Source organism: Streptomyces bobili, from assembly GCF_002154575.1.
Lineage (GTDB): Bacteria > Actinomycetota > Actinomycetes > Streptomycetales > Streptomycetaceae > Streptomyces > Streptomyces bobili.
The window spans coordinates 1-18,146 of sequence record NZ_MUBA01000318.1; the positions used below are offsets into that span (position 1 = coordinate 1).

The 18,146-nt window shown below is 71.2% G+C and carries 16 protein-coding genes; 7 read left to right on the forward strand and 9 right to left on the reverse strand.

Annotation, left to right across the window (positions count from 1 at the left end):
• Positions 1–1,442: LCP family protein (locus tag BZL64_RS24610; protein ID WP_244205475.1), on the forward strand; the 1,442-nt coding region annotated here is incomplete at its 5' end.
• 33 nt (positions 1,443–1,475) lie between these two features.
• Here the strand turns inward: BZL64_RS24610 and BZL64_RS24615 are convergent.
• Positions 1,476–2,033, reverse strand: coding sequence for an acyl-CoA thioesterase (locus BZL64_RS24615; RefSeq protein WP_086771378.1), 558 nt, complete (start codon positions 2,031–2,033; stop codon positions 1,476–1,478).
• A 119-nt stretch (positions 2,034–2,152) separates the two neighbouring features.
• On the opposite strand from BZL64_RS24615, the gene BZL64_RS24620 reads away from it, so the two are divergent.
• Positions 2,153–3,436, forward strand: coding sequence for an LCP family protein (locus BZL64_RS24620; protein ID WP_086771379.1), 1,284 nt, complete (start codon positions 2,153–2,155; stop codon positions 3,434–3,436).
• The gene (locus BZL64_RS24625; protein ID WP_086771380.1) at positions 3,429–4,058 is read left to right on the forward strand and encodes an HAD-IA family hydrolase; all 630 of its coding nucleotides are present in this window, start codon (positions 3,429–3,431) and stop codon (positions 4,056–4,058) included. Before BZL64_RS24620 ends, BZL64_RS24625 begins: the two co-directional genes overlap by 8 nt.
• A gap of 72 nt (positions 4,059–4,130) precedes the next feature.
• Here BZL64_RS24625 and BZL64_RS24630 read toward each other — a convergent pair whose 3' ends face one another.
• Positions 4,131–5,288 (reverse strand): acyl-CoA dehydrogenase, encoded by a 1,158-nt coding sequence (locus tag BZL64_RS24630; RefSeq protein ID WP_086771381.1) that lies wholly within the window; start codon positions 5,286–5,288, stop codon positions 4,131–4,133.
• Between the two features lie 214 nt (positions 5,289–5,502).
• On the opposite strand from BZL64_RS24630, the gene BZL64_RS24635 reads away from it, so the two are divergent.
• A complete protein-coding gene (locus BZL64_RS24635) occupies positions 5,503–6,846 on the forward strand; it encodes a UDP-glucose dehydrogenase family protein (protein ID WP_086771382.1) in 1,344 nt (447 codons plus the stop codon).
• Positions 6,847–7,089: 243 nt separating this feature from the next.
• Positions 7,090–7,494 (forward strand): VOC family protein, encoded by a 405-nt coding sequence (locus tag BZL64_RS24640; protein WP_086771383.1) that lies wholly within the window; start codon positions 7,090–7,092, stop codon positions 7,492–7,494.
• A gap of 18 nt (positions 7,495–7,512) precedes the next feature.
• Here BZL64_RS24640 and BZL64_RS24645 read toward each other — a convergent pair whose 3' ends face one another.
• From BZL64_RS24645 to BZL64_RS24660, 4 genes are all read right to left on the reverse strand, one after another.
• Positions 7,513–8,640: a dipeptidase gene (locus BZL64_RS24645; protein ID WP_086771384.1), complete on the reverse strand. Its 1,128-nt coding sequence runs from the start codon at positions 8,638–8,640 to the stop codon at positions 7,513–7,515.
• A 164-nt stretch (positions 8,641–8,804) separates the two neighbouring features.
• Positions 8,805–9,983, reverse strand: coding sequence for a dipeptidase (locus BZL64_RS24650; RefSeq protein ID WP_086771385.1), 1,179 nt, complete (start codon positions 9,981–9,983; stop codon positions 8,805–8,807).
• 5 nt (positions 9,984–9,988) lie between these two features.
• Positions 9,989–10,513, reverse strand: coding sequence for a 5-(carboxyamino)imidazole ribonucleotide mutase (gene purE, locus BZL64_RS24655; protein ID WP_086771386.1), 525 nt, complete (start codon positions 10,511–10,513; stop codon positions 9,989–9,991).
• Positions 10,510–11,649 carry a 5-(carboxyamino)imidazole ribonucleotide synthase gene (locus BZL64_RS24660; protein ID WP_086771387.1) on the reverse strand — a complete coding sequence of 380 codons (1,140 nt, stop codon included), beginning with the start codon at positions 11,647–11,649 and terminating at the stop codon, positions 10,510–10,512. The genes purE and BZL64_RS24660 overlap by 4 nt, the downstream gene beginning before the upstream one ends.
• A 210-nt stretch (positions 11,650–11,859) precedes the next feature.
• On the opposite strand from BZL64_RS24660, the gene BZL64_RS24665 reads away from it, so the two are divergent.
• Positions 11,860–12,366 (forward strand): GtrA family protein, encoded by a 507-nt coding sequence (locus tag BZL64_RS24665; protein WP_086771388.1) that lies wholly within the window; start codon positions 11,860–11,862, stop codon positions 12,364–12,366.
• 47 nt (positions 12,367–12,413) lie between these two features.
• Here BZL64_RS24665 and BZL64_RS24670 read toward each other — a convergent pair whose 3' ends face one another.
• Together BZL64_RS24670 and BZL64_RS24675 are read right to left on the reverse strand one after the other, a co-directional pair.
• Complete coding sequence (locus BZL64_RS24670) at positions 12,414–13,688, reverse strand: ATP-binding protein (protein ID WP_086771389.1); 1,275 nt, start codon at positions 13,686–13,688, stop codon at positions 12,414–12,416.
• Positions 13,689–13,918: 230 nt separating this feature from the next.
• Complete coding sequence (locus tag BZL64_RS24675) at positions 13,919–14,596, reverse strand: response regulator transcription factor (protein WP_086771390.1); 678 nt, start codon at positions 14,594–14,596, stop codon at positions 13,919–13,921.
• Between the two features lie 507 nt (positions 14,597–15,103).
• Here BZL64_RS24675 and BZL64_RS24680 point away from each other — a divergent pair.
• Positions 15,104–16,600 (forward strand): oligopeptide:H+ symporter, encoded by a 1,497-nt coding sequence (locus BZL64_RS24680; protein ID WP_086771391.1) that lies wholly within the window; start codon positions 15,104–15,106, stop codon positions 16,598–16,600.
• Positions 16,601–16,666: 66 nt separating this feature from the next.
• On the opposite strand, the gene BZL64_RS24685 is transcribed toward BZL64_RS24680, so the two are convergent.
• A complete protein-coding gene (locus BZL64_RS24685) occupies positions 16,667–17,932 on the reverse strand; it encodes a hypothetical protein (RefSeq protein ID WP_208639507.1) in 1,266 nt (421 codons plus the stop codon).
• Between the last annotated feature and the right edge of the window lie 214 nt (positions 17,933–18,146).

Below are 18,146 nucleotides of genomic sequence, written 5' to 3' on the forward strand. Positions count from 1 at the left end.
CGGGGCGGACCGGCCGGCGCCCCGCGCGGCGCCGGCCGGTCCGCCCCGCACCGAGGAAACGTCCCCGCTGGGCCATGCGGGCGACCATGACGCTGTCGGTCGTCGTGCTGGCCTCCGCCGGGATCGGCCACACCCTGATCAGCAGCCTCGACTCCGGGATCGCCCGCGTCGACCCCTTCAAGGACATGAAGAACCGCCCGCGGGCCGGTCACGGCATGAACGTACTGATGGTCGGCACCGACGGCCGCGACCGGATCACCGAGGCCGAACGGCAGCGGTACCGGCTCGGCGGCGCGCCCTGCCACTGCACCGACACGCTGATGATCGTGCACATCTCCGAGGACCGGGACCGGGCGAGCGTGGTCAGCCTGCCGCGCGACTCCTACGCCGAGACGCCCCCGCACACCGACCGGACCACGGGTGAGAGACACCACGGCCACCCCCTCAAGATCAACGCGGCGTACGCGGAGGGCGGCCCGCAGCTGACCGTGCGGACCGTCGAGCACATGACCCACGTGAAGATCGACCACTACCTGGAGGTCGACTTCACCAGCTTCATGAAGACCGTCGATGTCCTCGGCGGCGTGAAGATCTGCACCGACCGCCGCCTCAAGGACTCCTACACCGGCCTCGACCTCGCCCCCGGCAGCCACACCCTGCGGGGCGGCGAGGCCCTCCAGTACGTCCGCTCCCGGCATGCCGACGCCTCCTCCGACCTCGGCCGGATGAAGCGCCAGCAGCGGTTCCTGGCGGGACTGGTGGACCGGGCGACCTCCTCCGGAATCCTGCTGAACCCGCTGAAGTTCCGCGACGTCACGCGGGCGGTGCTGGGCTCGGTGCGGGCCGACCGCGGCTTCGGCACCGACGAGCTGCTGGACCTCGGCCGGGCGATGCGCACCTTCTCCCCCTCCTCCTCGGAGTTCACGACCGTCCCCATCGGGCGGGTGGGGTACGCCGTGAAGGGCATCGGCTCGACCGTGAAGTGGGACCCCGTCCGCTCCGAGCGCCTCTTCAAGGCCCTGCGCGACGACAAGCCCCTCGCCACCGCACCACGCACTGCCCGCGGCACGGCCGTCCGCGTGGAGGTGGCCCCGCAGCAGATCCGCGTCCAGGTGGAGAACGGCACCGGCACGCCCGGTCTGGCCAAGCGGGTCGACGCGGCCCTGCGGGCCACCGGCTTCCGTACGACCGGCCGGCCGGCCACCGGCCGCGACACCTCGGTGCGCCGCACGGTCATCTCCCACGATCCGCGCTGGGACCGCTCGGCGAAGTCGCTGGCCGCCGCCCTCCCCGGCAGCGAGCTGCGCGCCGTCCCCGGCCTCGGACCCACGCTGAAGGTCACCGCCGGTACGGAGTCCCACCAGGTCCGCAGGGTCCGGGCGGACGACCCCGAACGGGGCGAGTCCGGCGTGGTCCGCGGCGACGAGGTCGGCTGCGCCTGAACCCGCTGACCCGGGGACCGGGGCCGCGCCGCCTCAGTCGTCGAAGCCCTCCGCCACCCGTCGCTCCCGCAGTTCCAGGATGGCGCGGCGGCGGGACAGGCGGTGGGTGCGGCGGATCTGGGCCTCCTGGTAGCGGCGGCGGTCGCGGTCGGTCTCGGGGAGCACCGGGGGGACGCGGCGGGGCTTGCCGTCGGCGTCGACGGCGGCGAAGACCAGGTAGGCCGAGCCGACCTGGGTGGGCGGCGCCGACTCGTTCCAGCGTTCCGCCAGGACCCGGACGCCGACCTCCATGGAGGTCCGGCCGGTCCAGTTGACCTGGGCCTTCACATGGACGAGGTCACCGACGCGGACCGGCTCCAGGAACGCCATCTCGTCCATGGACGCGGTGACGGCCGGTCCGCCGGAGTGCCGTCCGGCCACCGCGCCCGCCGCGTCGTCGACGAGTTTCATGATCACGCCACCGTGCACCGTACCCAGGAGGTTGGTGTCGTTGTGGCCCATGATGTGGCTGAGCGTGGTGCGGGAGGCGGACGTCGGCTTACCCGGGATGTCCGAGGTGTCCGAGTCCACTGAGGTGACCTGGTCTGTCATGTCCTCCACCTTATGCCGAGGCGGACAAGCCGGGACTTTGTGTCAGGTTGGCAACAGCGGGGCGCTGATTCCTCGACGCCCCTGTATGGGACGCAGCGGGGCCCTGCACACTGGGGCGCATGAATGACTGGCCCGAGGGATGGTCCGACAACAACCGCGGCTCCGGGTACGGACACGGCGGCGCGAGCGCACAGCCCGAGGGCGCGCGCGTGATGCGACAGGTCCGCCGCGGTCCGGCCGCCCCGCCGCAGGGCGCCGGCGTCCCGCCGCAGCCGTCGTACGTCGACGGCCAGGGGTACGGCGGCGGTGACTACACCAACGCCCGCAACACCGGATACGACAGCGGTTACAGCCAGGGCGAGGTCTACGGCGGCGGCGGTTCCGACGGGCCGGGCGGCTACGGCACCCAGGCCGCGCGCCCCGCGCCGAACTGGCGGCGCCGGATCAAGTGGACCGCGATCAGTGTCGTGAGCGTCCTGGTCGTGACGACCGTCGGGACGTACTTCTGGGCCGACTCCAAGCTGAAGCGCGAGGTCGACCTGTCCAAGGTCATCGACCGGCCCGAGGCGGGCGAGGGCACCAACTTCCTCATCGTCGGCTCGGACAGCCGTGAGGGCATGACCGCCGAGGAGAAGAAGGCGCTGCACACCGGCTCCGCCGACGGCAAGCGCACGGACTCGATGATGATCCTGCACACCGGCTCCAACGGCGACACGCTGATATCGCTGCCCCGCGACTCGGACGTGGAGATCCCGTCGTTCGTGGGCTCGGAGTCCGGCAAGCGTTACGAGGGCACGGGCAAGCACACCAAGCTGAACGCCGCGTACGCGACGGACGGCCCGGAGCTGCTCGTCCGCACGGTCGAGTTCAACACCGGGCTGCGCATCGACCACTACGTGGAGATCGGCTTCGCCGGCTTCGCGAACATCGTGGACGCGGTGGGCGGCGTCGAGATCGACATCCCGCAGGACATCAAGGACACCAAGTCCGGCGCGGACCTCAAGAAGGGCAAGCAGACCCTGAACGGCGAGGAGTCCCTCGCATTCGTCCGCACCCGGTACGCGCTCGCCGGCTCCGACCTGGACCGTACGAAGAACCAGCAGAAGTTCCTCGCGGCCCTCGCCAACCAGGTGGCCACGCCGGGCACGGTCCTCAACCCGTTCAAGCTCTACCCGACCATGGGCGCCGGCCTGGACACCCTGATCGTCGACAAGGACATGGGCCTGTACGACCTGGGGTCGATGTTCTTCGCGATGAAGGGCGTCAACGGCGGCGACGGCAAGTCGATGAACATGCCGATCTCCGGGTCCAGCGGCGGCAACCTCGTCTGGGACAAGGCCAAGGTGAAGCAGCTGGTGAGCGAGCTGAAGAACGACGAGAAGGTCACGGTGTCGGGTGACTGACCGGCCCGCCGCCGCACGGCCCTTCGACGCGGTCCTGTGTGACGTCGACAACGTGATCCGGCACTTCGACTCCACCCACCTGGAGTCGCTGGAGCGCGTCGCGGGGCTGGCGGAGGGCACCACCAAGAAGGTGGCGTTCTCCCCCGAGGTCGACGGGCCGCTGCTGCTGGGCCGGATCACCGAGCAGGAGTGGGTGGCGTCCATCGCGCGCGGGCTGACCGGGCTCGTGGACGAGGAGACCGGCTGGGCGCTGGGCACCGCCCTGCTGGAGTCGCCCTTCCGGGCCGACGAGACGGTCCTGGACCTGCTGCGCCGGGCCCGGGTCCGGGTACCGCTGGTCCTGGTCACCAACGCCACTCTCGGCCTGGAGCGCGACCTGGAGGCCATGGGCCTGACGGAGCTGGCCGACGAGGTCGTCAGCAGCGCCCGCGTCGGCCTCGTCAAGCCCGACCGCCGCATCCTCGAACTGGGCGCGGCCCGCGCGCGCGTACGCCCCGAGCGCTGCCTGTTCGTCGACGACACCCTGGAGAACGTCGAGGCGGCCACGGCCCTCGGCATGACGGCGGTCCACTTCCGGACGGCGGCCGACCTGGAGCGGGCACTGCGGCCACTGCTCGGCTAGCCGCTCCGCGAACGACGATCGCCCCCTGCCCGGGGAACGGGCGGGGGGCGACGGTCGTAGGGCGCGGAGGCGTTACGGCAGGTTGCGCGCCATCACGATGCGCTGGACCTGGTTCGTGCCCTCGTAGATCTGCGTGATCTTCGCGTCGCGCATCATGCGCTCGACCGGGTAGTCGCGGGTGTAACCGTAGCCGCCGAGGAGCTGGACGGCGTCCGTGGTGACCTCCATCGCCACGTCCGAGGCGAAGCACTTGGCCGCCGCGCCCTGGAAGGTGAGGTCGCTGTCGCCGCGCTCGGACTTCGCCGCCGCGGCGTACGTCAGCTGGCGGGCGGCCTCGATCTTCATGGCCATGTCGGCCAGCATGAACTGGATGCCCTGGAAGTCGGCGATCGCCTTGCCGAACTGCTTGCGCTCCTGGACGTAGCCCTTGGCGTAGTCGAAGGCGCCCTGGGCGACACCGAGGGCCTGGGCGGCGATGGTGATGCGGGTGTGGTCGAGGGTCTTCATCGCGGTGGCGAAGCCGGTGCCCTCGGCGCCGATCATGCGGTCGGCGGGGATGCGAACGTTGTCGAAGTAGACCTCTCGGGTCGGAGAGCCCTTGATGCCGAGCTTCTTCTCCGGGGCGCCGAAGGAGACGCCCGGGTCGGACTTCTCCACGACGAACGCCGAGATGCCCTTGGAGCGCTTCTCCGGGTCGGTGACGGCGAGCACGGTGTAGTACTCGGAGACGCCCGCGTTGGTGATCCAGCGCTTCACGCCGTTGAGGATCCAGTGGTCGCCGTCGCGCACGGCACGGGTCTTCATGCCGGCCGCGTCCGAGCCCGCGTCAGGCTCGGAGAGGCAGTACGAGAACATCGCGTCGCCCTTGGCGAGCGGCGCCAGGTACTTCTTCTTCAGGTCCTCGGAGCCGGAGAGGATCACCGGGAGCGAGCCGAGCTTGTTCACGGCCGGGATCAGGGAGGAGGACACGCAGGTGCGGGCCACCTCCTCGATGACGATGACCGTGGCGAGCGCGTCGGCGCCGGCGCCGCCGTACTCCTCGGGAACGTGCACCGCGTGCAGGTCGCTGGTGACCAGCGCGTCGAGGGCCTCCTGAGGGAAGCGGGCCTCCTCGTCGACCGCTGCGGCGTACGGCGCGATCTTCGCCTCGGCCAGTGAGCGGATGGCGTCCCGGAGCATGTCGTGCTCCTCGGACGGGCGGTACAGGTCGAAGTCAGCCGATCCGGCCAAGGTCTCTCACGCTCCAAGAACGCTGGGTGTGATCTCGTGATCTCGCTAATTACCGTTAAGTAACTCAAATTTTAGAGGCCTGCTCACGCGAGTGATACGTGAGCTTGGCGACAGGGGGACCGCACCGGTGAACTGCCCGGTGAGGGGCCCGCGTACGCCCCGACTATGCTCGTTGCGCGCATCCGGTCCCGCCCCGCCCAGTTCAGGAGCACGCATGGCCCTCAAGATCACCGTGATCGGTACCGGTTATCTCGGTGCCACGCATGCCGCGGCCATGGCCGAGCTGGGCTTCGAGGTGCTCGCGCTCGATGTCGTGCGCGAGAAGATCGAGATGCTGGAGCGGGGCGAGACCCCGATGTACGAGCCGGGCCTGGAGGAGCTGCTGCGCCGGCACGTCGCCGGGTTCGAGGGTTCCAGCGGGCGGCTGCGTTTCACCCAGGACTGGGCGGAGGTGGGCGCCTTCGGTGACGTCCACTTCGTCTGTGTGAACACTCCGCAGAAGCGCGGCGAGTACGCCTGCGACATGTCGTACGTCGAGTCCGCGATCGCCTCGCTCGCCCCGCATCTGGAGCGGCCCGCGCTGGTGGTGGGCAAGTCGACGGTGCCGGTGGGCTCCGCTGACCGGCTGGCCCGCACGATCACCGAGCTGGCGCCGGCGGGCGAGGAGGCGGAGCTGGCGTGGAACCCGGAGTTCCTGCGGGAGGGCTTCGCCGTGCAGGACACCCTGCACCCGGACCGGATCGTCGTCGGCGTGCGCAGCGAGCGGGCCGAGCGGACCCTGCGGGAGGTGTACGCGGGGCCGGTCGGGGAGGGCTCTCCGTTCGTCGTCACCGACTTCCCGACGGCGGAGCTGGTGAAGACCTCCGCGAACTCCTTCCTCGCCACCAAGATCTCCTTCATCAACGCGATGGCCGAGGTCTGCGAGGCCTCCGGCGGCGATGTGGCGAAGCTGGCGGAGGCCATCGGGTACGACGACCGGATCGGCAAGAGGTACCTGCGGGCCGGGATCGGCTTCGGCGGCGGGTGTCTGCCGAAGGACATCCGGGCGTTCATGGCGCGGGCCGGTGAGCTGGGCGCGGACCAGGCGCTGACGTTCCTGCGCGAGATCGACTCGATCAACATGCGCCAGCGCGGGCAGATGGTGGAGCTGGCGCGGCAGGCGCTGGGCGGCGGTTCCTTCCTCGGCAAGCGGGTCGCCGTGCTCGGCGCGACCTTCAAGCCGGACTCGGACGACGTGCGGGACTCGCCTGCGCTGAACGTCGCCGGGCAGATCCACCTCCAGGGCGGGCAGGTGACGGTCTACGACCCGAAGGGCATGGACAACGCCCGCCGGGTCTTCCCGACGCTGGGCTACGCCGACACGGCCCTGGACGCCGTGCGGGGCGCCGATGTCGTTCTGCACCTGACCGAGTGGCGGGAGTTCCGGGAGCTGGACCCGGCGGCGCTCGGCGAGGTCGCGACGGCCCGGCTGATCCTGGACGGACGCAACGCGCTCGACCCGGTGCTGTGGCGCAAGGCCGGCTGGACGTACCGGGCGATGGGCCGCCCGACCGCCTGAGGCACCGGCCACGCGGGTGGGGCGGCTGAGGCGGGTGACGCCGGTTCGGCCGAGGCTCAGTCGGCCGAACCGGCGTCTTCCCGCATTCTGCCGCACGGGGGCGGCGCGTGACGTGTGAACTCCCTGTGGGTGACGTCCGGGAGGACCCTGTGGGTTAGGGCGGTGGCCCGTCCGGGCACTCGTTCGCCGTCTGTATCCGTTGTGTCCGTCGTGTCTGTCGCACCCCGGCCCAGGAGGCGCCGTATGGCACCCGCTGTCCGTCTGCATTCCGTCGTGCTCGACTGCCCCGACCCGCGCACCCTCGCCGAGTTCTACGCCGCCGTCGTCGGCGGCACTCCCGAGGCCTGGGAGGGTGACGAGGGCTGGTACGTCCTCCAGGTGCCCGGCGGGCCCCGGCTGGCCTTCCAGCGGGCGGAGGGGCTGACCCCGCCCGAGTGGCCGCGGGCCGACCGCAACTCGCAGCAGTTCCACCTGGACCTGGACGCGGGTGCCACCTGGGAGGAGTTCGACGCGGCCCACGCGCGTGTGCTGGAGCTGGGGGCTCGGCCGCTGGACCTGGAGGACCGGGAGAAGAAGGACTTCCAGGTGTACGCCGACCCGGCGGGGCATCCGTTCTGCCTGTGCCGGGTCGAGAACGCCTCTTCGTGAGCGCCGGGGCGTGTCGCCCTAAGGCCTGTCCAGTTCCGTGATGGTGGCGGTCGACTGCTCACGGCGTTGCTGTGCCGTCTGGGCGGCGAACTCCGCGGTGCGCAGGACGCGCTGGATGTTTCCCCAGGTGAGTTGGGTGATGTCGGTCTCCGGCCAGCCTCGGCGGAGGAGTTCGGCGATCAGGTGCGGGTAGCCGGCGGCGTCGGTGAGGTCCTGGGGGTGGGCGGCGCCGGAGTCGTGGGTGCCGGACAGGCCGACGCAGCCGGGTCCGGCGATCTCGCGGACGTGGTCGAGGTGGTCGGCGACGTCCCTGAGGGTCGGGCCGGTCTGGTCGGCGGCCAGCGGCACCATGCACAGGCCGCCGGCCGTGCCGAGGGCGGCGAGGAGTTCGTCGGACAGGTTGTCGGGGTGGGGGCGCAGGGCGCGGGCGGCGGAGCGGGTGCACAGGACCGGGGTCCTGGAGAGGGTGAGGGTCCGGGCGATCGTGGCGTCGGAGGCGCCGGACAGGTCGGCGAGCACGCCGAGGCGGTTCATCTCGCGCACGACCTCCTCGCCGAACCGGGTGAGCCCGGCCTCGCTGGCCCAGGTGGTTCCGGCGAGGGTGAGGACGCGCAGGCCGAGGGAGTGCAGGACGCGCAGGATGCCGAGGGAGTCCTCGAGGGCGGTGGCCGGGGCCGGGCCGAGGACGACGGCGACGCGGCCGCAGTTGCGGGCGTCGATGACCTGGCCGGCGCCGCGTGCGGGGCGCAGGCCTTCGGGGTGGGCGCGGATCACCGACCGGACGAGGTCGACCTGTTCCAGGGTGGCGGCGACGGCCGTGCCGCAGGCAGGCCCTGCCGGCGGGTGCAGTGACCAGAACAGGGCGCCGACGTGGCCCTCACGCAGCCGGGGCAGGTCGGTGCCGACGCCGCTCTCGCCGAGCTGGAGGTCGTAGAAGGGTAGTCGGCGCAGTGCGCGGGGCAGGGCGTTGTGGCCGTCGACGACGGGGTGGGCGGCGAGGAGGGTGTGCGCGCGGTCGAGGGGGTCGGCGTCCGGGTCGGACAGCGGGGCGACCGCGGCGTCGGGAACGTCCGCGAACGGGGGGAACGGGTCCGCCGGCTCGCCGACCTCCGGCGTGGTGTGCAGGTCGTGCTGGAGGTCGGCCATGGCGGTCTCCGTATGTCGATCAGCAGTACGGTCACCGTCGCACGACGGGCGGGCCGCTTCTCGGTGGAAGGTGCCGTTCGGGGTACGGGCTCCGGCCGCAGGTCGGTCGTGCCGAGCCGGCTCACCGCTCCACGGCCCGGCACGCCCCCTCGGTGGCAGGCGGCTCAGCCGTCGAGGGACTCGATCGTCGCGTTGGACGGGGGCCGGGTGGTGCGCAGGTCTCGGGAGACGTCCTCCGCGGCGGCCAGGACTCGGACCGCGTTCTGCCAGGTGAGCTTGGCGAGGTCGGGGTGGGACCAGCCTCGGTCGAGGAGTTCGGCGAGGAGGTGCGGGTAGCCGGAGACGTCGCCGAGGCCCTCGGGGGTGAAGGCGGTGCCGTCGTAGTCCCCGCCGATGCCGAGGTGGTCGATGCCGGCGACCTCGCGCATGTGGTCGAGGTGGTCGGCGACCGTGGCCACGGTGGCGACCGGGCGGGGGTTCGACTCCTCGAAGGCGCGGTGGACCTTCATCGCCTCGGCGGTGGCGGCGAGGTGGTGGAAGCCGTGGGCGCGCATGTTCTCGTCGGCCGCGGCCGTCCAGTCGACGGCCGCCTGGAGCACGAACTTCGGCACGAACGTCACCATGGCGATGCCGCCGTTGGCGGGCAGCCGCTCCAGCACGTCGTCGGGGATGTTGCGCGGGTGGTCGCAGACGGCGCGGGAGGAGGAGTGGGAGAAGATCACCGGGGCGGTGGAGACGTCCAGTGCGTCGCGCATGGTCGTCGCCGCCACGTGCGAGAGGTCGACGAGCATGCCCTCGCGGTTCATCTCCCGCACGACCTCGCGGCCGAACGCCGTCAGCCCGCCGGCCTTCGGCACGTCGGTAGCGGAGTCCGCCCAGTCCACGTTGTCGTTGTGGGTGAGGGTGAGGTAGCGCACGCCGAGCGCGTACAGGCCGCGCAGGGTGCCCAGCGAGTTGGCGATGGAGTGGCCGCCCTCCGCACCCATGAGCGAGGCGATACGGCCCTCCGCGCGCGCCGCCTCCATGTCGGCGGCGGTCAGGGCGGCCCTGAGCGCGTCGGGGTGGCGGTCGATCAGCTGCCGTACGCAGTCGATCTGCTCCAGCGTCGCCGGGACGGCGTCGGGCAGGTCCGAGCGGACGTACACCGACCAGAACTGCGCGCCGACGCCGCCCGCGCGCAGGCGGGGGATGTCGGTGTGCAGGTGGGTGTGCTGGTCGGTGGCGATGTCACGGGCGTCGAGGTCGTAGCGGACCTGTTCGCGCAGGGCCCACGGGAGGTCGTTGTGGCCGTCGACGACCGGGTGGGCGCGCAGCAGTTCGCGGGCCTGCTCCAGGGAGGTCACCGGTGTCACTTCCCGAAGCCGAAGCTGTTGCCCGATCCGCCGGTCTTGGTGCGCAGGCGCTTGCCCTTCTCGGTGGCCTGGTCGTTCAGTTCCTGCTGGAAGTCCCGCATCCGGCCGAGGAGCTCCTCGTCGGAGGCCGCCAGGATCCGGGCCGCCAGCAGACCGGCGTTGCGGGCGCCGCCGACCGAGACGGTGGCGACGGGGACGCCGGCCGGCATCTGCACGATCGACAGCAGGCTGTCCATGCCGTCGAGGTACTTCAGTGGCACGGGCACGCCGATGACGGGCAGCGGGGTGACGGAGGCCAGCATGCCGGGCAGGTGGGCGGCGCCGCCCGCGCCCGCGATGATCACCTTGAGCCCGCGGTCCGCGGCCTGCTCGCCGTAGGCGATCATCTCGCGCGGCATGCGGTGCGCGGAGACGACGTCGACCTCGTACGCGATCTCGAACTCGTCGAGGGCCTGGGCGGCGGCCTCCATGACGGGCCAGTCGGAGTCCGACCCCATGACGATGCCTACAACGGGGCTCATTCGGTGATCGTGCCTCTCAGGTAGCCGGCAGCGTGACGGGCGCGTTCCAGCACGTCGTCGAGGTCGTCGCCGTAGGTGTTCACGTGGCCGACCTTGCGGCCGGGCTTCACGTCCTTGCCGTACATGTGGATCTTCAGCTGGGGGTCGCGGGCCATGCAGTGCAGGTACGCGGAGTACATGTCCGGGTAGTCGCCGCCGAGCACGTTGACCATGACCGTCCATGGGGCGCGCGGGCGCGGGTCGCCCAGGGGGAGGTCGAGGACCGCGCGGACGTGGTTGGCGAACTGCGAGGTGATCGCGCCGTCCATCGACCAGTGGCCCGAGTTGTGCGGGCGCATCGCCAGCTCGTTGACGAGGATGCGGCCGTCGCGGGTCTCGAACAGCTCCACCGCGAGGTGACCGACGACGCCCAGCTCCTTGGCGATGGTCAGCGCCATCTCCTCGGCCTTCAGGGCCAGGCCCTGGTCGAGGCCGGGGGCGGGCGCGATGACCGTGTCGCAGACGCCGTCGACCTGCTGGGACTCGACCACCGGGTAGGCGACGGCCTGGCCGTGCGGGGACCGTACGACGTTCGCGGCCAGCTCGCGGACGTAGTCGACCTTCTCCTCGGCGAGGACGGGCACGCCCGCGCGGAAGGGTGCGTCGGCCTCGGCCTCGCTTCCGACGACCCAGACGCCCTTGCCGTCGTAGCCGCCGCGGACCGTCTTGAGGACGACGGGGAATCCCTCGCCCTCCGCGGCGAACGCGGCGACGTCCGCCGGGTCGGCCACGATGCGGTGCCGTGGGCAGGGGATGCCGATCGCGTCGAGTTTCGCGCGCATCACGCCCTTGTCCTGGGCGTGCACGAGCGCGTCGGGTCCCGGGCGGACGGGGATGCCGTCCGCCTCCAGGGCCCTGAGGTGCTCGGTGGGGACGTGTTCGTGATCGAAGGTGATCACGTCACAGCCCCGCGCGAACTCGCGCAGCGTGTCCAGGTCGCGATAGTCGCCGACGACGACATCGCTGACCACCTGGGCCGCGGAATCCTGGGGAGTGTCACTGAGGAGCTTGAACCTGATGCCCAACGGGATGCCCGCCTCGTGTGTCATACGAGCGAGCTGGCCCCCGCCGACCATGCCGACTACCGGGAACGTCACGCCCCTAGGGTATCGGCCACATTCACCGGCCGGATTCCGAGCCCTCGCCGCGCCTGTTCCGCGCCTGTTCCGCCCCCCTTCCGCGGTTCTGCCGCGCCTCTTCCGCGGTTCTCGCCCAGTGGGGAGGCGGTCGGGCAGGAATCCTGCGAGGGGGGTGGTTAGCATGGCTGGGTTGACGAAACCGACGCCCGGACGGGGGCCTGTACGACCATGGCACATGGTTCCTCTGGTTCCTCGGGGGAAGGCCGCCTGCGCAGACTCGCCCGTGAGCTGGCCAAATTCGGCGCGGTGGGCGGGGCGGGACTGCTGGTCAACCTCGGCGTCTTCAACTTCCTCCGGCACGTCACCGATCTTCAGGTGGTGCGGGCGAGCGTCATCGCCACCGTCGTCGCCATCGCCTTCAACTACGTCGGGTTCCGGTACTTCACCTACCGGGACCGGGACAAGGGTGGGCGCACCAAGGAGATGACGCTGTTCCTGCTGTTCAGCATGGTGGGGCTGGTCATCGAGAACGGGTTGCTGTTCCTGGCGACGTACGGGTTCGGGTGGGACAGTCCGCTGCAGAGCAACGTGTTCAAGTTCCTCGGCATCGGGGTCGCCACGCTGTTCCGGTTCTGGTCGTATCGGACGTGGGTGTTCAAGGCGATTCCCCTGCGGGGGGCTGTGGAGTCACAGGGGGCTGAGGCGGCTTCCGCTGCCGAGCAGCGGGTGGGCTGAGGGTCGTCCTCGAACTCCCCCGGAGGGGGTGGCCCCGGACGGGTTGTTCATCTGACCGTGGGTTCCGGGTCCGGGCGGTGTTTCCTGTCCGGGGGCGTCGTCGACAGGAACAGGCCGAAGACGGGGGGCTTGGTCTGGAGCATCTCCAGACGGCCACCGTCCGCTTCGGCGAGGTCACGGGCCACCGCCAGGCCGATTCCCGTGGAGTTCCGGCCGCTGATCGTGCGCTCGAAGATGCGGGCGCCGAGGTCGGCGGGGACGCCGGGGCCCTCGTCGGTGACCTCGATCACGGCCTGGTTGCCGGTGACGCGGGTGCGCAGGGCGACCGTGCCGCCTCCGTGCATCAGCGAGTTCTCGATCAGGGCCGCCAGCACCTGCGCCACCGCGCCGGGGGTGCCCACCGCCTGGAGATGGCGTTTGCCCGAGCTGACGATGGCGCGGCCCACCCCGCGGTAGGCCGGGCGCCACTCGGCGAGCTGCTGCTGGATCACCTCGTCGAGGTCGAAGGTGACGGCGGAGCCGGTGCGCGGGTCGCGGGAGTTCGTCAGCAGGCGCTGGACCACGTCGGTGAGGCGTTCGACCTGGGTCAGCGCGATGGTGGCCTCCTCCTTCACCGTGTCCAGGTCGTCGGTGAGGGTGATCTCCTCCAGGCGCATGGACAGCGCGGTGAGAGGGGTGCGCAGCTGGTGGGAGGCGTCGGCGGCGAGCCGGCGTTCCGCGGTGAGCATGCGGGCGATGCGCTCTGCGGAGGAGTCCAGCACGTCGGCGACCCGGTCCAGCTCCGGGACGCCGTACCGCTTGTGGCGGGGGCGGGGGTCGCCGGAGCCGAGGCGTTCGGCGGTCTCGGCGAGGTCGGTGAGCGGGGAGGAGAGCCGGTTGGCCTGGCGGATGGCCAGGAGGACGGCCGCGATCACGGCGAGCAGCGCCACCAGGCCGATGATGAGCAGGGTGCGGCCCACCTCGCGGGTCACGGAGGAGCGGGGTTCCTCCACGACGACGGTCTCGCCCTCCTCGCCGGTGGCCCTGCCCCGGATCACCTCACCCTCGGGGCGGCTCCCGACGGAGATGACCGGCTTGCCGGGGATCCGGACCACCGCGTACCGCTCGTTCGTGAGCTGGTCCCGCAGCATGTCGGCGTCGACGGTCCCGGCGCCGAGGAGCCTGCTGTCCACGATGCTGGCCAGCCGGGCCGCCTCCAGCTCCACGCGTTCCTGCGCGCTGTTGCTGATGGTGCGGGTCTCGACGAGGACGAGGGAGACCCCGAACACGGCGATCACGACCAGCACGACGGACAGCGTGGACTGAATCAGACGGCGACGCACAGGGCCCTCCGGGCAGGTGACTTACGTGACGCGGCGGACCCTCTCCGGCCCACTCGACGGGCGACCGGCGGACGGACCGCTCGACGGACGACCGCCCTCGGACGGCCCACTCCGACGGCGACCGCCCTCGGACGCCCGCGGGACCGGTATCGCACCCGCGGGATCGGTACCGCACCCGCGACTGCGGTACCCGCACCTGCAGGATCCGTACCGCACGTCCCGCGCAGCGTTCAGCTCTTCTCGAAGCGGAAGCCCACGCCGCGCACCGTGGCGATGTAGCGGGGGTTCGCCGCGTCGTCGCCCAGCTTCTTCCGCAGCCATGAGATGTGCATGTCGAGGGTCTTGGTCGACGACCACCAGGTGGTGTCCCAGACCTCCCGCATCAGCTGGTCGCGGGTGACCACCCGTCCGGCGTCGCGCACGAGGACCCGGAGGAGGTCGAACTCCTTTGCCGTGAGCTGGAGCTCCTCCTCGCCCATCCAGGCGCGGTGCGACTCGACGTCGATGCGGACGCCGTGGGTGGCGGGCGGCTGCTGGGGTTCGGAGGCGCCGCGCCGCAGCAGGGCCCGGACGCGGGCGAGGAGTTCGGCGAGCCGGAAGGGCTTGGTGACGTAGTCGTCGGCGCCCGCGTCGAGTCCGACGACGGTGTCGACCTCGTCGGCGCGGGCGGTGAGGATCAGGATGGGGATGGCTTGGCCGTCGGAGCGCAGCCGGCGGGCCACCTCCAGGCCGTCCATGCCGGGGAGCCCGAGGTCCAGCACGACGAGGTCGATCCCGCCCTGCATTCCGGCGTCGAGTGCGGTGGGTCCGTCTTCACGCACCTCGACCTCGTAGCCTTCCCGGCGCAGTGCGCGGGCCAGCGGCTCCGAGATGGACGCATCGTCCTCGGCGAGCAGTACACGGGTCATGAGGCGATGGTAGTCCGCGCGGGGCAAGGCCAGTGGTGTGATGCCGCACCCGGACTCTTACCCGGGACATGACGGACAACTCGCCCGCAGCAACTCCACCGCCCCTGGTACGGACCTGGGGTCGCGGGATGTCATCCTGGTATGGACCTTGGAAAGCTCACCGCGGTTCGACTTCGGCCTGTGATCTGTGCCTCAAGTCCTTCCATATCCGGTTCTGTCCTGCCGTATGGTGAAAGAACGCCTGTAGCACGCAGGGACCTTCGGCGCTCGACTTGGCGCTGAGGGTCTCTTTTGTGTGCGGGCCGGCTCTCCGCCGGCCTTCGAAAGGAATGACCTGTGGCCGGGCCCCCACTCGCGGGGCGTGGATCCCGGTGGTCGCCGTCCGCCGTTCCGTGACCCGGAGCGGCTTCCCCATGGGCGTGGGTGGACGGGCCGATCAAGCCGGTGCCGGCCGCCCCAACCGGGCGCGCACGCTCCCCCGCGCGTCCCGACCAGCAAGGAACGACCATGGCGTCCAGCCTGACGAAGGACCCGGTCCGTCCGGGCACACCCGGAACCGGGACGACCTTCTTCGGCCACCCCCGCGGACTGGCCACTCTCTTCATGACCGAGATGTGGGAGAGGTTCTCCTACTACGGCATGAGGGCTCTCCTCCCGCTGTACCTGGTCGCTCCGGGCGGCCTGAACCTGAACGCGGGCACCGCGACCGCGATCTACTCGGTGTACGTGTCGCTGGTGTACCTGCTCGCCATGCCCGGCGGCTGGTTCGGCGACCGCGTCTGGGGTCCGCGCAAGACCGTCGCCGTCGCCGGTGCGGTGATCATGCTGGGCCACCTCACGCTGGCCCTGCCGTCCTCGGGGACCTTCTACGCCGGCCTCGGCCTGGTCGCGATCGGCTCCGGTCTGCTGAAGGCCAACATCTCCACGATGGTCGGCCACCTGTACGACGGCCCGGACGACCCGCGCCGCGACGGCGGCTTCACCGTCTTCTACATGGGCATCAACCTCGGTGCCTTCGCCGCGCCGCTGATCATCGGCACCATCGGCGAGAACGTGAACTGGCACTTCGGCTTCGCGCTCGCCGCGCTCGGCATGGCGCTGGGCCTGGTCCAGTTCCTGCTCGGCAGCCGCCACCTGGCCGCCCGCTCCAGCGTCGTACCGAAGCCGCTGTCCGCGGAGGAGAAGGCCGGCACGCTGCGCAAGGCCGCCGTCTGGGCCGGCATCGCCGTCGTGGCCTACGCGATCGTCGGCTTCTCCGGCCACTACACGCTGAACTGGATCCTGGTCCCGCTGACCCTGCTCGGCGTGATCATCCCGGTGATGGTGCTGGTCAACATCAAGCGGGACAAGGAGCTCGACCGCCCCGAGCAGTCGAAGATGTCCGCGTACATCTGGTTCTTCGTCGCCGCCGCCGTGTTCTGGATGATCTACGACCAGGGCGGCTCGACCCTGTCGATCTTCGCCGACTCCTCCGCCGACAACACCGTCCTCGGCTGGGAGTTCCCGGTCTCCTGGTACCAGTCGGTCAACCCGGTCCTCATCATGGCCATGGCCCCGGTCTTCGCCTGGTTCTGGCTCGCGCTGAACAAGCGCGGCAAGGAGCCGAGCACGATCGTGAAGTTCGCCTCGGGTCTGGTCCTGGTCGGCGCGTCCTTCTTCCTCTTCCTCGCCCCGCTGTCGATCGCCGACGGCGGTCACAAGGCGGCCGCGATGTGGCTGGTGGCGATCTACTTCGTCCAGACCGTCGGTGAGCTGCTGCTCTCCCCCGTCGGCCTGTCGGTCACCACGAAGATGGCGCCCGCGAAGTACGCCTCGCAGATGATGGGCGTCTGGTTCCTGGCCGTCACCGCCGGTGACGCCACGACCGGCCTGCTCTCCATCGCCGGCGTCGACCTGAACAAGAACGGCATCGTCGCCATGGAGGCCACGCTCGCGGTGGTCGCCGGTTTCGCGGTGTGGATGTACCGCAAGCGCGTCAAGGAACTCATGGGCGACGTCCGCTGACGTCCCCTCCCCCCACGGTTCCCGCGGGGCCGCCGCGACAAGCTGTCGCGGCGGCCCCGCGCGCGTTCAGCGGGTCCGCCGGCGCCCCGGCAGGTACGTGAACACCGCGCCGCCCAGCAGCACCGCCGTGCCCGCGAGAAGACCGAGTGCCTTCAGGGCGCCGTGGTCGCCGGCGCCCGTCTCGGCGAGGCCGCCGCCCGTCGACGTACCGCCGCCGGAGGAGGACGAGGAGGAGCCGGAGCCGTTGCCGCCGCCGGAGGCGCCGCTCGCCTGCTCGGCGGTGTCCAGGGTGAGGGAGACCGCCGACCTGTCGGGGGTGCAGGTGGTGGTCGTACCGAGGGCCTCGATGGTGAGGACTCCCGGAGCGAGGGTGGAGGTGCCGGTCGCGCCCGGCTTGTACGTGCCCGTCAGGTCGGGGATCTCGATCGGGGCGCCCGACTTGATGGCCGCCTTGTTCGTCGGCCCGGTCACCTTCACCGCGCCCTGGTCCGCGCCGCCGAGGACGATCCGCATCGACGGCTTCACCGAGTCGGCGGGGATGTCGATCGGGCTGTCCATCACCGACTTCTTGAACTGCACGGTGAGGTCGTAGCCGCCGCCGTTCTTCTTCGCGTTGATCTGCACCGGCGAGGTCGCCTTCTTCTCACCGATGGGCGAGGCGCAGGTGTAGGGGACGTCGACGACCTTGCCCGTGAAGTCGGTCTGCCCGCCGCCCCCGGACGACGAGGAGGAGGACGGTGAGGGTGAGGCGGACGGCGGCGGGGACGACTGGGGTGGGGATGGCGACGGAGGCGGGGACTGCGACGGGTCCGGCGAGCCGCTGGAGGAGCCCCCGGCCGTCACCGTGATGGTCGCGGCCGGCCCCACCGGCTCGGTCGGCGCGCACTTGGTGTCCGTCGACATCGCGTTGACGACGTAGGCGTCCGGGGTCAGCGTGACCTGCCCCGCCGCCGTCAGCTTGAGGGTGCCCTTCATCGCGGACAGGACCATCGCGCCGCCCTTGGGGATGGCCGGGTTCTCGCGGGGTCCCTGCATCGCGACGCTCGCGGTCTGCGCGCCGGCCGCCTTGAGGGTGCCGGACGGCTGGACCGAGTTGGCGGGCAGGTCGATGATGTCGGGGTTCTTCGAGGCGGCCTGGGTGAACTTCCAGACGAGGTCGACGGTGTCGCCGACCTTCGCCGTGGCCGGCGCGGTGATCTCGACCTTGGTGGTGCCGTTGACGTCGGGCAGGCCGATGCCGGCGGGCGGTATGCAGCGGGTGGCGTAGGACACCTCGGCGGCCTGCGCTTGGAGGGCGGCCGGGCCGAGGAGGACGGCGGACCCGCCCGCCAGTACGGCGACGGCGGCGACCGCCGCTCTCCTCCTCCCGCGGGGTACGGCTCTCTCGCGCTCGCTCACGTCATTCCCTTCGTCGTGGGACTCGTCGTGGGACTCGTCGGACGGTCGTCGTGCGGTGCGGAGAGCCGGCCCGCCGGACCCGGACCGGAGTCCGGGGTGAACCACGGCAGGGTCGGGGTCGGGGGTGACGCGGGTGCCTCTTCGGGGG

Bases quoted from the DNA above. Each gene is read 5' to 3' on its own strand.
- BZL64_RS24615 (WP_086771378.1), bottom strand. From the start codon at position 2,033: ATGACAGACCAGGTCACCTCAGTGGACTCGGACACCTCGGACATCCCG.
- BZL64_RS24675 (WP_086771390.1), bottom strand. From the start codon at position 14,596: ATGACCCGTGTACTGCTCGCCGAGGACGATGCGTCCATCTCGGAGCCG.
- BZL64_RS24680 (WP_086771391.1), top strand. From the start codon at position 15,104: ATGGCGTCCAGCCTGACGAAGGACCCGGTCCGTCCGGGCACACCCGGA.
- BZL64_RS24640 (WP_086771383.1), top strand. From the start codon at position 7,090: ATGGCACCCGCTGTCCGTCTGCATTCCGTCGTGCTCGACTGCCCCGAC.
- BZL64_RS24645 (WP_086771384.1), bottom strand. From the start codon at position 8,640: ATGGCCGACCTCCAGCACGACCTGCACACCACGCCGGAGGTCGGCGAG.
- BZL64_RS24635 (WP_086771382.1), top strand. From the start codon at position 5,503: ATGGCCCTCAAGATCACCGTGATCGGTACCGGTTATCTCGGTGCCACG.
- BZL64_RS24620 (WP_086771379.1), top strand. From the start codon at position 2,153: ATGAATGACTGGCCCGAGGGATGGTCCGACAACAACCGCGGCTCCGGG.
- BZL64_RS24665 (WP_086771388.1), top strand. From the start codon at position 11,860: ATGGCACATGGTTCCTCTGGTTCCTCGGGGGAAGGCCGCCTGCGCAGA.
- purE (WP_086771386.1), bottom strand. From the start codon at position 10,513: ATGAGCCCCGTTGTAGGCATCGTCATGGGGTCGGACTCCGACTGGCCC.